Here is a 17,104-nt window from a genome sequence, read left to right as displayed (position 1 = left end):
ATTACCTGGGTGATTTGTGCATTTTTCAAAAGGGGACAGGGCTGTCTGCAAAAAGGGACAGGGCGGAGGTTAATTCGGGACGTAGCAAAACTGAATTTTACTACGTCCCCGATTTAACGGAATACTCCCGCGGGGTACAACCGTAAAACTTTTTAAACAGCTTGTAAAAATAGTTTTCGTTTAAGATTCCAACGGATGCGGCAACCTTTCCGATTGAAAGATCGCTGTTTTTCAGAAGGACAGCGGCCTGGTGCATCCGCACTTCTATGATATAATCATTCAGTGAAATTCCCGAATAATTTACAAACCGTTTCATTACATATTTGGCTGACAGATGAAACTGTTCCCCGATAAGCTGTGAGGACAGATTCGGGTCGCTGTAGTTGGCCGTGATGTAATCCTGAATACTCTGGATAAACAGGTGTTCTTTGTCTTCATCTTTTTTTGTCTGGAAAATGCACAGTGTGTTTTTCAGATAGTCTTTCAGACCATTCTGGGCTTCACACATATACTGTGCAGAGTCGAAGAGCGAGTAGACCTGTTCATAGCGGATTCGCGTCAGGATTCCTTTTGAGGTGGACAGCTCTTTTAAGGTAAAATTGATCTGGTTTGCCAGGGTCATAATGCATATTTTGACATTTTCATGACGCATAGTCCGGAATGTGTGGAAAATCTGGTCAATCGTATCGGAGGCAGAGTCAAAACTGTTGCGTTTGATGGCAGACAGACATTTTTTCACAAGGTTGTCCGGAATATGATCGCATTCGTTTTCCAGGTTTTCTCTGCAGGTATCGGGACTGATGATGGCATCAGGACCGAAAATGTAATGATAATCGTGCAGCGAGAGAACTTCGTGGTACAGTCCGCTCAGGTCTTCCGGATGGAGCGCCTCGCTGCTGTATGTGGCATTCAGGCGGATATACAGGTAATCTTTAAGGTATGTCTGTGTCTGAAGCAGAATGTCTTCAAGCGCTTTATCGCGGCTGCATCCGTTGGACTTCATAATACCCCATACGGAATACTCGTTTGAAATGAATACTTCAGCAGGTCGTTCTTTCTCCAGCAGTTCAGCCAGGATATTCTGCGCTGCAAACAGAAACAGGCGTATATCGTCTTCAGACCACAGGTCTCCATCGGATTTCCGGTTATCTATTGTAATATGAAAGACCCGGAGAGGTATCCCGGAAGCGGATGCAAGCCAGTGGTCCGGAGTATATGCGGCAAAATTCTTCCATACAGTTTCCGAGCTGTCTGTGAGAAGCTTCTCCAGCTGATAATGTGTCATTACATAGTGGGCGGCGTTTGTATGGTTGGTCAGTTTATCGTACGAGTCTTTGTAAAGGTTCATCAGCTGTTGGAATTCATTGCCTGTTTCAGGCGTATGCCCGGAAAGCCCGTTGACGAATTTGAGCATTTTGTGGACGGGCGCATAAAGTTTTTTCGAAACTCCCCATATAGCCGCAGCAAAAAGAAGAACCCATATGATAATAAAAAACGTAAATGTATGACGGAAGGACTGCAAATTCGAAAACACGTCGTTGTAATTCTGAAGCATCAGAAGAGAATCTCCGCTGCTGTTGAGAAACAGCTGGGTGATAAGGTAATGACCGCCGTGAAAAGAATAATCGTCCGTATACAGAGACTCATCCTGTTTGGAGTCTGCCGGCTGTTTGCCGCCGGTGGAAAAATAGTCCTCCAGCACGTTGAGGCTGTCCTGGGGGATTGTGGACGGATCCTGTGAAAAGATATTCCCGTCCTTGTCAAGCAGATAGAGTTCTGTGGGAATATCGCCGGCTGTCCGCTGGATCTGTGTAAAATTATCGATCAGCCAGTTTGCATTCTGCTCGATAACAATATAGCTCGCAGAATTGGTTTCGCTGTTTTCAAAATCATATATCAGATAACTGTATACATAGAATTCCCCGCTTCCGTTTTCGTTGGGAATGCGGCGCAGAATAGGCTGAAGCCGGACCGGCATCTTATTATCTGTAAACAGCTCCGGCAGTGTGGCCAGATATTCTGTGGAATCCATCAGCGTTGAGTAGTATTTTTGCTGTATTCCGTTATAGACAGTGATGGAATACACAAAAGGATATACATTAAGGACAGAAGATTTAAAATAATCGATCTGTCTGTAGGCCTCCTGGTAGGTAACCTGGGGATTGTACAGAAGGCTCTGAGTTTCATTGTCGAGATATATGGAAAAGCAGAGGTTTGATATAATATCTTCATATATATCATAGTTGTATTTTATCTGTTGAAGATTCTGATTGTTTGCCGTCTGCATGGTATCAAGAATCCGGCTCCTTGAAGAACTGTACAGGGTGACCGCATAGGGAATACAGAAAACGATCAGGAGAAGAGAGAGAACGATGATTAAACTTTGATGATACGTACTTTTTTTGAAAAACTTCATTTTCTACCTCCACCACAGATTTTTGTTTCGTAATTATTGTAATGAAAGATGAAAAGTCTGTAAAGTGCAGAGAAGGTGTAAAAAGGGAATAATACTGTAAAATCGGCGAAAAACAGTGTACTTTTGGCTCATTTTATACAAAAACACCTGATTTTACTCTGGAAAACAGGCAGATTCGGACTTTATAATGACGGCAGAAAGAAAGCCAAGGGCAGTGAAGAATGGAGGCAGGATATGTGAAAAACAAAAGGACTAAAAAAGCAGGGCTGATAAAGTCACAGCGGAAAATGAACTGGGGACTGACCGTACTTGCGGTACCGGGGTTTCTTTTCCTTCTGGCATTTTATTATGCTCCCCTGATCGGTATTGTTATTCCATTTAAGAGAGTGGATTACGCGAAAGGCATATGGGCGAGCGACTGGGTAGGATTTGAAAATTTTGAGTTCCTTTTTAAATCCCAGGATGCTTTCAGAATTACGAGAAACACGCTTTGTCTCAACGCAGTATTTATTACGCTGACACTTGCAGCAGCAATTTTTCTGGCAATTTTAATGAATGAGCTGACAAGAAGAAAGATAAAAGTTTACCAGACGGCGATGTTTATTCCATATTTTGTATCATGGGTTGTAGCGAGTTATGTGGTGTACGCCATGTTAAGCCCTGATCTGGGTGTTATCCCGAATCTGATGGAAGCAGCGGGAAAGGAGCCGGTTAATTTCTATGCGACACCGGAAGTATGGCCTGTCATTCTGACAATCGCCTATCTCTGGAAGAACATCGGATATATGACACTGCTCTTTTACGCAACCCTGATCAGCATTGATTCCAGCTATCTGGAAGCTGCGGCGATTGACGGGGCAAACAGGAGACAGCAGGTTTTCAGGATTATGATACCATATATGATGCCGACAATCGTAATGATGACACTCCTTCAGATCGGTAAGATCTTTTACTCCGATTTCGGAATGTTCTATTTCCTTACGAGGAATGCCGGGGCTCTGTACGAGACCACAGACGTTATCGATACTTATGTATACCGGGCGCTTCGGGTGACTGGCAATATCGGCATTTCTTCCGCAGCAGCGCTGTATCAGTCAATTGTCGGTTTTGCGCTTGTACTTATTTCGAATCTGATTGTAAAGAAGAGAAATAAAGACTATGCGATTTTTTAGGAGGCAGGAAGATGGTTCAGAAAAAAGGAGTACGGAGATTATCGAAAATTATTATCAACCTGATATTTATTCTTATCGCACTGTGTTGTGTTGTACCGCTTCTTTATATTCTTGCCGCATCCTTTACGGATGAAGTGACGCTGGCAAAGGAAGGGTACAGTCTCTGGCCGTCAGAGTTCTCTGTGGAAGCATACAAATATGTTTTCAGAAATCCGGCACAGATTCTGACTTCATATTTTGTTACAATCTTTGTGACGGTAGTCGGGACGGTAGTCAGCATTCTTTGTACCAGTACGCTGGCGTACGCAATGGCGAGAAGAGATTACAAACTGAGCAGGGTTCTTTCTTTTATGGTATTTTTCACCCTGCTGTTTAACGGGGGCATGGTGGCGAGTTACATCGTCAATACCCAGTACTATCATTTGAAGGATACGATTTTTGCAATGATACTTCCCTATATTATCATGCCGTGGCATGTATTTCTGATGAGAGGATTCTTCCAGGATACGCCTATGGCACTGATTGAAGCGGCGAAGATAGACGGAGCGTCCGAGGCGTATACGTTTTTCCGGATTGTAGTTCCCATATCAAAGCCGGCATTTGCCACAATCGGACTGTTTACCGCATTTACATACTGGAATGACTGGTGGCTGTCCATGCTGTATATTAATGAGAACAGCCTTACATCGCTGCAGTATTATCTGTACCGGATCATGAACAATATCGAGTTTCTGAGATCGTCCATGGTGGCAGGAATATCTGTGGATCTGTCCCAGATTCCGGGGGAGACAGCCAGAATGGCGCTGTGTGTTGTTGCTGTGGGACCAATGCTTGTGATTTTCCCGTTTTTCCAGAAGTATTTTGTAAAAGGAATTACGGTTGGCTCTGTAAAGGGCTGAAAATTCAGGAAGGAAGAGCGGGAGGTGGACATAAAAGAGAGATTAGCACAGAATTGTGAAAAGAACAGGATAAAAAAGTAAAAAAGAAAGGAAGAGGATTTGATTTATGAAAAGGACATGGAAAAAAGGAATGGCACTTACACTTACGGCTGCTGCACTGGCAGGAAGTCTGGCAGGATGCGGAAACGGCAAGGCAAATGAAAACACTCAGACAGGAGGAGATTCCGCAAGCGGTCTCGAGGAAGTCACACTGACATGGTATATTCCGGGCAACGGTCCCCAGGCTGACACAGACAAGGTGGAGGACGCAATCTACGAGTATCTGAAGGATGACCTGAATGTAAGAGTAAACTTTGTGGAATGTGACTGGGGAAGTTATGACGACAAAGTACAGATGGCAATCGCATCCCAGGAGGCATTTGATCTCTGCTATACGGCGCACTGGTCAAATAACTTCTATAATAATGTATCCAAAAATGCATTTCTGGAACTTAACGACCTTCTGGATGAGTACGGACAGGATTTGAAAAAGCTGATTCCCGAGGAGGGATGGAAAGCCGCCACAGTAAACGGAAATATTTATGCAGTTCCGAATATGCAGATCTGGGCATACCAGGGAGCTGTCGGAGTGGAAACGGATGTGCTTGAGAAGTATGATTTTGACCTGACAACAGTGAAGAGTCTGGAAGACATGGAGCCTCTCTTTGAAAAGATCAAGGCAGATAATCCGGATATATACCCGATCGTAAACTGTGGACCGGCAGAACTCCTCAACAACTATCAGAACACCCTTGGCTTTGAAGAACTGGCTGGAAGCAAGATCCCGGGCGCGCTCGTGTACGGTGACGATGAGATGAAAGTGGTAAACCAGTTTGAACTTCCGCAGGTACAGGATTTCTTCCAGATGATGTATGAGTGGAATCAGAAGGGGTATTTCAGAAGCGATTCCGCGACAGTGACGGATGAAAATATGGATATCCAGGCAGGAAAATCTGTTTCCAAACTGACTTCAACATACAAACCGGGTGTTGAGACGGATACAAAGGCAAAGACCGGCAAGGACTTTACGTATCAGCAGATCGGAACAGCCCATCTGTCCACATCCAGTATTACAGCGGCACTTACTGCGGTGAGCAGGACTTCAAAGAATCCGGAGCGAGCGATGATGTTCCTGAACAGAGTAAATACAGACCCCGAACTTTATAACCTTATCTGTTTCGGCATTGAAGGTGTGCACTATACAAAAGAAGGAAATTATGCGATTCCGGTGGAGAATTCCGCATATAATCCGAATCAGGACTGGGTATACGGAGATCAGTTCAATGCGCTGTACAGAGAGGGACAGGGCGAAAATGACTGGGAGCTCACAGAAGAGATCAACAATTCCGCGGAACCGTCAGAGGCACTGGGATTCTCCTTCGATTCTACATCTGTACAGACACAGCTTGCAAGTGTAAGCGCAGTTGTAGATGAATACTATTCCTCTCTGGCAACAGGTGTTGTCAATCCGGAGGAAGTGCTTCCGGAATTCCTGAACAAACTGGAGCAGGCAGGATGTAATGATCTGATTGCCGAGTGCCAGAAACAGCTGGACGAGTGGGTTGCAGAAAACAAATAAAAGCGGCAGAGATATAACGTTGGGACAGGAACAGCCCCCGTCACGAATGTGGGTAGTGACGGGGGCTGACTTTATCCAGGGAAAGGCAGGAACGGATAGATGAAGATGAAATGGAACATGCGGGCGGGAACAAAAACAGAAGAAATTATAGAGAACGGGAAAGCGTCCCTTCTCTTTATGGAAAAGGCTGAAAATACCTATGCGGAGCTGGAATACCGGCTTCCATTTCCGGTGACGGGAGAGGAGTATGTATTTCTTCCGGCGTGCTGCTACGACGGAAACCGGTTTGAGGTTAGTAAAAAGATGTATCCGCCCCTTTTTACGCCGGAAGAGGCAAAAGTGGATATGCCGGTAACGATCACGGACGTACCGAGACTTGAAAAGGACGGAGGCGGAGTGATCGAGGTGACGACGGGGGACACAGCGGTTCCGTGCGTGGGCGTCTGGTCGGGAAAGGAAGAAAAAGCCGTCCTGTTCTATACGATACAGGAGATCGACGGAATAAATCTGGGACTGGCATATGAAAAAGGGAGCGTCCGTGTGACATATCCGCATATGAGAAAGAATGCCATGTATCTGTGGCCCTTTATGCAGGAGAGCCGGGATACGGGAAAGGATTTTGCAGAAGGAGAAAAGATCGAGATCCCGTTTCAGGTACATGAGTTCGCGTGCAGCAGCACGGAAGATTTTTTCCATCAGTTTTTTATAACAAGAAAATGTATGGGGATGGACGACAGTCTGCCGGAACCGATGGCTGCAGAGCGGCAGTTTGAAATTCAGCGCAGTAAGATGAACCGGTACAACTGGAAAGAAGAAGGGGAATTTTATGGCACGGAAGCTGCTCCCGCGGGAAAGATGAGCTGGCAGCCGGGGTGGATCGGCGGCGGAATGTATACATATGCGCTGATGCGCCTGGGAGGGGTTCAGGAATGGGAGCGGGGAATGAAGACACTGCGGCATCTGTTCAGGCAGCAGGCAGAGTCGGGATTTTTCTATGAGTCCAGTGATGAAAAAGGAAATCCGGTCAGAGATATTTTCGGTTATCCATGGACGGAAGACTGGCATATGGTGAGAAAATCAGCGGATGTCCTATATTATCTGTTCATGCACTACGACCTGATGAAAGACAGGGGAGAAGAGATACCGGAAGAATTCGTGAAAGGGACAGGAAAACTGGCGGACGCCTTTGTACGGCTGTGGAACAAGTATGGCCAGTTTGGTCAGTTTGTGAGCCTGGACACGGGAGATATCATTGTGGGAGGAAGTACTGCGGGGGCAATGATCCCGGGTGGTCTTGCCAGGGCCGCCGAGTATTTTAATGAACCTGATTATATGGAGACGGCAGAGAAAAGCGCGGAGTATTATTTTGACCAGGTGAGGGAACACGGATACACGACAGGCGGACCGGGAGAGATCCTGCAGTGTCCGGACAGTGAAAGCGCATTTGCCCTTCTGGAGAGTCTGGTAACTCTGTACCGGCTGACAGGAAAAGAAAAATGGTTGTCCCGCAGCCGGTTTCTGGCAGAGTTCTGCAGCAGCTGGGTGGTGGCGTACAATTATAAATTCCGTGAAGGCAGCGAGTTTGCCCGTCTGGATATAAAGAGCACGGGATGCGTGTTCGCAAATGTACAGAACAAGCACGCTGCTCCGGGAATCTGCACGCTGTCAGGATACAGCCTGTATGATCTGTACCGGTGGACCGGAGATGAGAAATATCTGGAACTGTTTCGCGACATTACGAATACGGTCAGCCAGTATATGTCCACAGAAGAATGCCCCATCTATTCCTGGGATGTCCCGAAAGACGCCATGCTTCTGGCAGAAGGGGAGAGTACCCGGGTCAGCCCTGAGAAGCAGGCTCCGGGATTTATGTGCGAGCGGGTAAATATGTCCGACTGGGAGACTGAGCGGTGTATAGGAGGCGTATTTCCGGGGAGCTGCTGTTGGTGCGAGAGCGTGAATCTGCTGATTCTGGCGGATCGGGATAAGTATGGAAGATGAAGGGGAAAACGAATATGGGCATACATTTTGACCGGGAGAGATGGAAACAGATAGAAAAAGATTATACCCTCTGGTGGGAAGGAAAACTGGAAAGACCGCTGATCAAGGCAGTGGTAAAGTCTGCTTACCCGCCGGAGAGAAAGAAACCGGATGTGCCGGTGCTGTCCATGAAAAACTGTAACTGTCTGGAGTATTCTCCGGAGGAGATTGTCGACGCACTGGATTATGAGCTCTGCCAATATGAATTTCTGGGAGATGCATTCCCGCTGATCAACATGGCGGCGTTCGGTCCGGGCGCCCTGGCAGGATTCTGCGGAGCCGGACTGGATAACAGTACCGGAACCGTATGGTATTTTCCTATGAAACAGGTGCCGGTTGAAGAACTCCATGTAAAATATGACCCGGATAACGTGTGGGCAAAAAGAATCAAGGATATCTACCGGGCAGGAAAAGAACAGTGGGGCAGCCAGGTGCTGATGTCCATGCCGGACCTTGGAAGCGTGCAGGACGTCCTGGCGACACTGCTTGGAAATGAGGAGTATATGTTTGCGCTCTTTGATGAGCCGGAAGAAGTACTCCGGGTACAGAATGAAATACGGAATGCGTTTGTGGATGCCTACAGGGATCTGGAAAGTGTGCTTGGAACAGACCATCCGGGATACAGTGACTGGAGCGGGCTGTACAGCAAAGAACGGTCCTACATTTTCCAGGATGACTTCGCTTATATGATAAGTCCGGAAATGTTTGAGGAGTACGCACTGGATGATATTAAGAAGCTGAAAAAAGAGTTCCCGAACGTGATGTATCATCTCGACGGTGTGGGCAATCTTAAGCATCTGGATATGCTGCTTGACAATACAGATATTCAGGCGTACCAGTGGGTATACGGGGCCGGGCAGCCCTCCGCCAGACACTGGATGGAGGTATATGACAGGCTCCATGAACGCGGGAAAAATATGGAAATTATAGGAAGCGTGGAAGACTTTTCCTGTATTGCAGAGAAGAATGCGAAGGGACTGTTTTACCATCTGCTGATTGACGACGAAGAGGGAACGGCAAAGAGAAATGAGGCTTACAAGGACTGTCTGAGCGATTATCATATCGTGGAATGGAGCAGAAGAAAAGAGACAGAAGAGTTGATCCGGCGATGGAAAGGATAAGTGTTCCGATGAATAACCTGTGGCAATAAAAAATGGTTCTGTAAAAAAGTAGAAAAACTGTAAAAAAGGGAAATTTGAATATTTTGCAGACTGTTTTAAGGAATATTTTGCAGAAAAGAGCTTATTTTACTCTATCGTTACAGCCGAGAAAGGCCCTATGATAAAAAGCAGACAGCAGGATAATCTGCAGTGGGAAACAAGGAGGAGGTAAGAAGAGAGGATATGAAGAAAAGAAAAAAGGCAGCAGGAAGAAAAAGGCTGATTGCAAAGCTGATGAGCGGACTGCTGGCAGTGACGTGGGCTGTTCCGCCGGCAGGTATTGCTCTGGCAGATGAGGGCTCACCTTCACTGCAGGAAAATACTGCAGCAGTTTATGTGGCCACGGATGGATCTGATGAAAAAGGAGACGGAACGTTAGAGAACCCATATGCAACCATTCAGGCAGCGCAGGAGGCAGTACGCAAAGCAATCAGGGAAGGTCTGGATGGAGATACCTATATTTATATAAGAGAAGGCACTTATTATCTCGATGAAGGTATTCAGATCGATGGGGATGATTTTGATCCGGAATATAAGGTGATTTACAAAAATTATAATAACGAGAAAGTCCGGATTGTAGGCGGAGAAAAAGTGACCGGATGGACAGATCCGGATGGAGACGGTATCTATGAAGCGGATGTTACCGGGAGAACGGAATTATATTCGCTGTTTGCGGACGGAAAGAGGCTTACAAATGCCAGAGAAAGCAACTGGGGTGGCATTGAGGTAGAAGACCAGAGCCATATGCAGGCTGTCTATGGAGGTCCGACAAACTGGTTTGGGGAAGTCCTGAAAGTGGAGTCTGTGAACGGCGGTCAGGTCAGCACCACTTATCCGGCCGGAGCATGGAGCGGCAGTATTCAGTATCTTCAGGGAGCAAAAGAGTATATCAATGAATCCGGAGAATGGGCGGTGTCAGGAAATACACTGTACTATAAACCGTTAGAAGGTACGGATCCGGAGGAAAGCGAAATCATTGCCCCGACTGCGGACAGAATATTTTACCTGAACGGAACGCAGGAAAATCCGGTAGAGAATATTGTTATCGACGGATTAGACCTGGAAATGACAGCTTTTGGTGAAAATCTGTTGGCACATTCTGGAAGATATGGCGATAAGACAGAGGAATATGAGTGCAATTTAAAAGGTATTGTAGATCTAAACAATACAGAAAATATTACAGTCAGCAATTGTATCCTGAAAAACGGCGGGTATATGGCAGTAGTATTAAACCATTACAGCCAGAATAACCTTATTTATGGAAATGATATAGAAGATACCGGATACGCGGGAATTTTCATGATAGGTGAAAATCCTGGGAGTTTAAATTATATCAATAAAAATAATACGGTTTCGAATAACAGAATCCAGAATGTGGGCCATTTTGTCAGCCATGGATCAGGTGTTTATCTGATGAACAGCGGGGAAAATACAATCACATATAATAATATCTCAGGAACTCCGCGATATGGTATATCCATGAAAGGCATCAGATACGGAGTGTTTGAAGCCAATGGAGTCGAGGATGTTCCGTTTGAGGAACACTGGAAATATAACCAGACAACAAAAAATTATATTGGATATAATGTCATTTATAATACCGGCAGTTATTCAGGAGACGGCGGAGGAGTAGAAAGCTGGGGAATCGGACGTGACAACTGGATCGACCACAATATTATTTACAACGCATACCGCGGACAGCCGTCGACGGGATGGCGCGGACACAGTATATTTGCGGATGACGGCTCTCATTATCTGATGGTTACAAACAACATTGTATATGATGAAAGCGCGGTTACAGTAAATGCGGGCACCATGATCAAAGGAATTTCCAGTTATGTAAAAAATAATGTGTTTGACGTGGGATACCAGACAAATGGAAGCGCGGATATTGAGCCTTATATCGAGCCATGTGGCTACATGACCTTTGAAAATAATATTATCTATAATGGTACAGGAGGATCCCTTGCAGGAAACGGAACCTGGTCGGAGAGCGGTTCCGGGGACCGGCTGTATCTAAAGGTCAATGACAATGCAAACTCCACAGGAACTCCTGCTATGGAAGCACTGCGGAAAATGGATGAGAATGTTTACTTCAACTCAGTAGGAACCGGAAAGTTAGATATTATGGGAAATATACTGAGTCTGGAGGAATGGAAAAACTTTGATAAAAATATCAACTCATATGACCAGAACAGTGTAGAACAGGATCCTGAGTTTATAGATCCGGCAGACCGGGATTACAGGCTGTCAGCAGATTCTCCTGCCAGGGCAATGGGAATCAGTTCCATCGATATAAGCACAATTGGTTTATTAAAGGATTTCCGTTACAGTGATCAGGAAGATCAGCCCAAAGAATTATTCCTTTCCTTTGAGAATAAGCCGGGGGTGGCTTCTGTGGCAGAGGTCGGAGAGAAGCTTGCAGGAGAGGCTGTAATCCGTACGGAAAGCGGATATGCACTGACAGATGTGGAAGGCACTGTTTTCAGCAGTTCCGATGAGTCTGTGGCGTCGGTAGATACAGACGGCACAGTTACGGCAAAAAAGGCCGGCAAGGCCGTAATAACTGCAAAAAATGGGGAACTGTCGGATACATACACCTTATATGTTGGGGATGAGGGCAGCGAACTGATTGCCGACGATATTAATTTAACAGCGGGAAAAGATGAGATTGCTTATATTAACACGCAGATTAAAACAGAAAACGGACATTATATTGACTGCGCTGACCTTACATATGAGTCAGAGGATGAGTCTGTAGCCAGTGTTGATGAGAACGGTTATGTGAAAGCAGAAGGAAAAGGAAATACAACGATAACGGTCACTACAGCGGTAAACGGAAAGAAACTGGAAAAAGAAATTAGTGTTTATGTCGGAAAAGAAAGTATTCCCGGTAAAGTAGAAGCAGAAAATTACAAGAGTATGGAAGGAATTGAAAAGGAGGCATGTTCTGACGAAGGCGGTGGGGATAATCTCACAGCAATTGATCCGGGCGACTGGTTTGAATATAGCTCGGATGTGTGGAAATCAGGAGTATATAATGTGGATTTCCGTGTAAATATTCCGGCAGGAAGCAAAGCAGAATTTGAGCTGTCATCCGGAGGAGAGAACATAACAGTCATTTGTCTGGATTCTACTGACGGGGAGTGGAAAACATTAACTGAAGCAGTAACTCTTCCAAAAGGCGAACAGACCATAAGAATCACAGCACAAAGCGGTGACTGGAAACTGAACTGGATGGAATACAGCTTTGGAGGACAGGTAATCCCGGGCAGGGTAGAGGCAGAAGACTTTACAGCACAGCAGGATGTTCAGATTGAAGATGGAGACCACGTTGGTTATATCGATGATGGCGACTGGATGGAATATACGATAACGGTCAAAGAACCGGGAACATATCATCTGACATACTATGTTTCTGTAAATGACAGCGAAGGCATTGTGGAGTTTATTCTTGACGGAGAGCTTCTCAGAACAACAACGCTGCCTGGCACAGGAGGATGGAAAAACTGGATCAACGTTAGAGATACGATTGTCATTGAGGAGACCGGAACACATACAGTCCGTCTGAATGTACCTAACGGAAAATGGAATCTGGACTATTTTGAACTCTATACAGACAGCTCCCAGGTTGAGACAAAAACTCCGTATGAGTGGATAACCGGTGACGAGGCCGACCGGTATCAGAACGGGGCGAATAAACAGAGCGGAAAAGCAGGCCTGGATCCTGACGGTTCGTATATAGTGTTTGAAAATATCGACTTTAAAGACGGAGCCAAAAGAGTAACTGCGACATATGAGACCGGAAATCTGGAAAGAGTTGGAGATCTCGAACTGAGACTGGACGGCATAAACGGCACATTAATCGGAGTTATAGACTGTAAGACAACAGGAGCATGGGGTATACAGGAACAGTCCTGGTTAAAGACAGATCCGGACATTGTGAATGGAGTGCATGATCTGTATGCGGTTGCAAGCCCGGGAGCGCTTAACCTGGTAGGTCTGAAGTTTTCACAGGCGGATGCAGGTACTGATATTGAAGGATTAGAGATTGGCGGACAGGATATCGTCACAGCGCCGGAGCAGGAAACATGCAATTATGAATTTTCTGCACAGCTCCTGGATGATCTGGGAGAAGCAGTGGAAACAGAAGACGTAATCTGGTCTCTGGAAACGCCGGATAACAACATTGAACTGGATGAAGAATCGGGCATACTTACGGTGGGTATCCCGGCCGTAAGAGAGACAAAGATTAAATTAAAAGCAGTATCCAGGACAGACGAGACTGTATGGAATGAAAAAGAAGTGCTTGTATACGATGGAAAGATCGTAGAGCTGACAGGTCTGGATGCAGATGAAAAGTACGGCAGAATTGAACAGGATGGAACCAGTGGAATTGTATTTTGGAACACGGATTCTTATGTTCAGTATAATGATGTGGACTTTGGAAACGGCATTGAAAAATATGCAGTAGAATTCAGCTATCCGAATAGTGAGAATATTATGGAACTGCATGCGGACAGCAAAGAAGAATCTGCATTTTCATCTATTGCATTGAGCAGTGGCAGTTGGTCAGACTATCTTCAGAAGGAGCAGCAGGTTACAGACAGCCCACAGGGAAAACATAACTTGATAATAACTCAGAGTGATGCCCTGCACTTTCAGTGGATCAGACTTTATGTACCTTATGAAAGAAAGACAGATGTCGAGACAGATAGGACGCTTCTTCAGAAAACTTACGATTATGCTCTCACTCTGAACACAGACGGTGTTGTGGACAGCGCGAAGGCTTACTTTGAGAAAGTTCTCGCAGAGGCGCAGGCAGTTCTTGAGGATGAGACGGCCACACAGGAAGAAGTCAATACAGCGTGGAATAATCTTCTGGAAGGTATCTGGGGACTGGGTATCTATCAGGGAGACAAGACGAATCTGAATCTTCTGATCGAGACGGCAGAAGCAATGACAGCGGAAGCTGACCGTTATGTGACGGAAAAATGGGATCTCCTGACTGCGGCTCTTGAAGAGGCAAAAGCAGTTGCGGCAGACGGAGACGCTCTGGAGGAAGATATCACTCCGGCGGCGGATGCACTGTTGGATGCGATCCTGGCACAGCGTTATAAAGCGGATAAAGCTAATCTGCAGAAACTTGTTGACAGCCTGAAAGACCTGGATTTGACCAAATATACGGAGGAATCTGTGGCAGTATTTAATGTAGCTTTGACACAGGCAAATGCAGTGCTCGCAGATGAGACTCTGTCTGTGGACGATCAGGCGGTAGTGGATCAGGCAGAGACTGAACTGGTGGCAGCCCGCAACGCACTGGTACTGATTGAAGAAAAGGATCCGAGTGAGCCAGGCGACCCGAGTGAGCCAGGCGACCCGAGTGACCCGAGCGATCCGAGTGATCCAAGCGACCCGGGCGATCCGAGTGATCCAAGCGACCCGAGCGATCCAAGTGACCCGAGCGACCCGAGTGACCCGAGCGATCCGAGCGACCCGAGCGATCCAAGCGATCCGAGCGACCCGAGCGATCCGAGTGAGCCGGGCAATCCGAGTGACCCGGGCGATCCGAGCAAGCCGGGGGATACGGGCAGTTCAGATGATGTGAATAAACCGGGAACCAATGACGGCAATTCGACTACTCAGGATCAGAATAGTCAGAAGACACCGGATAACCAGAACGGTCAGCATACCGTGCAGACAGGAGATGTGTCTCCAATTGGTGCCACGGCGGGGGTAATGGTGCTGGCAGTAGTGGCAGCAGGTGCAGTATTTGTAATAAGAAGAATGAAGTTCAGAAGATAATTATACTGGAAAACCAGGAGACTATGCTGAAAGTGTAAGCTGATATGGCGGGAGACGAACAGCAGGTTCTCCTGGTTTTTGAAAAATTTTTAATGCGTTTATCTGGAATGCGTGGTTTTGTGATACAATACAGGGTACAGGATAGTGATTCACCGATATATTGATTAACGCGGAAGAAGGAAGGAGTATTCTGCTATGCAAAAAAGATTCTGTACTGCCGGGACATGTATTCCGGAGAAAAATTACATGGTAGATATCAGCGGAAGAATCGACAGGATCATCCGGGAATATATTGAAAAAGGACAGTATTTTACGATCAACCGCGCAAGACAGTACGGGAAGACAACGACATTATATCTGTTGGAGAAGAAACTTGCAGGAGAATATCTTGTCTTGAGTCTCAGTTTTGAAGCTGCAGATGAATATTTTCAGTCGTTGTCCAGTCTTGCGGAAGGCCTGGTTATGGATATCGGGGAATGTCTGCGCAGACAGAATACAGAAGAGAAACTTGTGGAAGAATGGTTCACTCCGCTTTCAGAAAAATTCCCAATGCGTTCACTCGGCATGAAGATCAGTTCATTATGCAGAAAGAGCAGGAAAAAAGTTGTCCTGATGATCGATGAAGTGGACAAAAGTTCGGACAACCAGATCTTCCTGTCATTTCTGGGGCTGCTTCGGGAAAAATATCTGCGGTGGCAGCAGGGTAAGGATGAGACATTTCAATCGGTGATTCTTGCCGGAGTGTATGATGTTAAAACACTGAAAATAAAACTCCATCCGGAAGAGGAAACAAAATATAACAGCCCCTGGAATGTGGCGGCGGATTTTGTGATTGATATGAGCTTCACGGCGGAAGATATAGAGTCGATGCTGGAAGAATATGAGGCAGACTATCATACAGGGATGGATCTGGCGACGATGAGTCAGCTCCTGTATGATTATACTTCGGGATACCCGTTTCTTGTGTCCAAGCTGTGCCAACTGATGGATGAGAGAATCGGGGCTGAGCAGGGAATTTTGGATAAATCTGCCGCATGGACGAAGGAAGGTTTTCTGTCAGCGGTCAAGCTGCTTCTAAAGGAACCAAATACACTGTTCGATGATATGACAAAGAAATTGCTGGACTATCCGAAGCTCAGAGAAATGCTGCAAAATATTCTTTTTGCAGGTATCAGCTATCCGTTTAAGCGGGAAACACCTGTAATCGACCTGGGGGTTACATTTGGATTCTTAACGGAAAAGGAGGGAACGGTTGCTGTTGCAAACAGAATTTTTGAGATACAGATGTACGACCTTTTCCTTTCGGAGATGGCAGTGGACAGTGAGCTTTATGTAGAAGCCGCGGCGGACCGCAATCAGTTTATTGTATCGGGAATGCTTCAGATGGATCTTGTGATGAAGAAGTTTTATGAGCATTATGAAGAAATATATTCCGAAAACGACCAGAAATTTATCGAGGGAAACGGAAGAAAGCTGTTCCTGTTATATTTGAAGCCGATCATCAATGGTGTTGGCAATTATTATATTGAGGCGCGAACCAGGGATAATAAGCGGACAGATGTTGTGATCGATTACAGGGGAAAGCAGTTTATCATTGAGTTAAAGATCTGGCGGGGAGAAGAGTATAACGCCAGGGGAGAGGCGCAGATTTTCGAATATCTGGATTTCTATAAACAGGACAGAGGATATCTGCTGAGCTTTAACTTTAATAAAAATAAGAAGACGGGAATCCGGGAACTGGAATATCAGGGGAAAACGATTCTTGAAGTGGTCGTCTGATGATCGGGGACGTAGTAAAATTCAATTTTACTACGTCCCCAACTGCTATACCGCCCCGTCCCTTTTTGAGATTTACTGTGTCCCCTATGTGCACATTCACTAAAACGAATAATAAAGTTGCCATTAATTACCTGGGTGATTTGTGCATTTTTCAAAAGGGGACAGGGCTGTCTGCAAAAAGGGACAGGGCGGAGGTTAATTCGGGACGTAGCAAA

The 17,104-nt window shown here is 45.9% G+C and carries 8 protein-coding genes; 7 read left to right on the top strand and 1 reads right to left on the bottom strand.

The genetic code is table 11. The features are described from left to right. Positions 1-100: 100 nt before the first annotated feature. Positions 101-2,416, bottom strand: coding sequence for a helix-turn-helix transcriptional regulator (locus B5F07_RS14865; RefSeq protein WP_087162071.1), 2,316 nt, complete (start codon positions 2,414-2,416; stop codon positions 101-103). Positions 2,417-2,652: 236 nt separating this feature from the next. On the opposite strand from B5F07_RS14865, the gene B5F07_RS14860 reads away from it, so the two are divergent. The 7 genes from B5F07_RS14860 (at position 2,653) to B5F07_RS14830 (ending at position 16,889) form a co-directional block, all read left to right on the top strand. Beyond that, entirely contained in the window at positions 2,653-3,588 is a 936-nt protein-coding gene (locus tag B5F07_RS14860) for an ABC transporter permease (protein ID WP_242972544.1), read from the top strand. Positions 3,589-3,599: 11 nt separating this feature from the next. Continuing rightward, entirely contained in the window at positions 3,600-4,487 is an 888-nt protein-coding gene (locus B5F07_RS14855) for a carbohydrate ABC transporter permease (protein WP_087162069.1), read from the top strand. Between the two features lie 106 nt (positions 4,488-4,593). Next, a complete protein-coding gene (locus B5F07_RS14850) occupies positions 4,594-6,105 on the top strand; it encodes an ABC transporter substrate-binding protein (RefSeq protein WP_087162068.1) in 1,512 nt (503 codons plus the stop codon). Positions 6,106-6,204: 99 nt separating this feature from the next. Continuing rightward, on the top strand, positions 6,205-8,106 hold the full coding sequence (locus B5F07_RS14845; protein WP_242972543.1) for a hypothetical protein: 1,902 nt from the start codon (positions 6,205-6,207) through the stop codon (positions 8,104-8,106). A gap of 14 nt (positions 8,107-8,120) precedes the next feature. After that, a complete protein-coding gene (locus B5F07_RS14840) occupies positions 8,121-9,266 on the top strand; it encodes a hypothetical protein (RefSeq protein WP_087162067.1) in 1,146 nt (381 codons plus the stop codon). A gap of 222 nt (positions 9,267-9,488) precedes the next feature. Continuing rightward, complete coding sequence (locus B5F07_RS14835; RefSeq protein ID WP_140398033.1) at positions 9,489-15,110, top strand: carbohydrate-binding protein; 5,622 nt, start codon at positions 9,489-9,491, stop codon at positions 15,108-15,110. Between the two features lie 195 nt (positions 15,111-15,305). Further along, a complete protein-coding gene (locus tag B5F07_RS14830; protein WP_087162065.1) occupies positions 15,306-16,889 on the top strand; it encodes a GxxExxY protein in 1,584 nt (527 codons plus the stop codon). Positions 16,890-17,104 lie beyond the last annotated feature (215 nt).

This window comes from Lachnoclostridium sp. An169 (assembly GCF_002160525.1).
Taxonomy (GTDB): Bacteria; Bacillota; Clostridia; order Lachnospirales; family Lachnospiraceae; genus Mediterraneibacter; species Mediterraneibacter cottocaccae.
This window is presented reverse-complemented; position numbering and strand designations above follow the sequence as displayed.

Excerpts from the sequence above, each read along its gene's own strand:
- B5F07_RS14865 (WP_087162071.1), bottom strand. The coding sequence starts at position 2,416 with ATGAAGTTTTTCAAAAAAAGTACGTATCATCAAAGTTTAATCATCGTT.
- B5F07_RS14855 (WP_087162069.1), top strand. The coding sequence starts at position 3,600 with ATGGTTCAGAAAAAAGGAGTACGGAGATTATCGAAAATTATTATCAAC.
- B5F07_RS14850 (WP_087162068.1), top strand. The coding sequence starts at position 4,594 with ATGAAAAGGACATGGAAAAAAGGAATGGCACTTACACTTACGGCTGCT.
- B5F07_RS14845 (WP_242972543.1), top strand. The coding sequence starts at position 6,205 with ATGAAGATGAAATGGAACATGCGGGCGGGAACAAAAACAGAAGAAATT.
- B5F07_RS14840 (WP_087162067.1), top strand. The coding sequence starts at position 8,121 with ATGGGCATACATTTTGACCGGGAGAGATGGAAACAGATAGAAAAAGAT.
- B5F07_RS14835 (WP_140398033.1), top strand. The coding sequence starts at position 9,489 with ATGAAGAAAAGAAAAAAGGCAGCAGGAAGAAAAAGGCTGATTGCAAAG.
- B5F07_RS14830 (WP_087162065.1), top strand. The coding sequence starts at position 15,306 with ATGCAAAAAAGATTCTGTACTGCCGGGACATGTATTCCGGAGAAAAAT.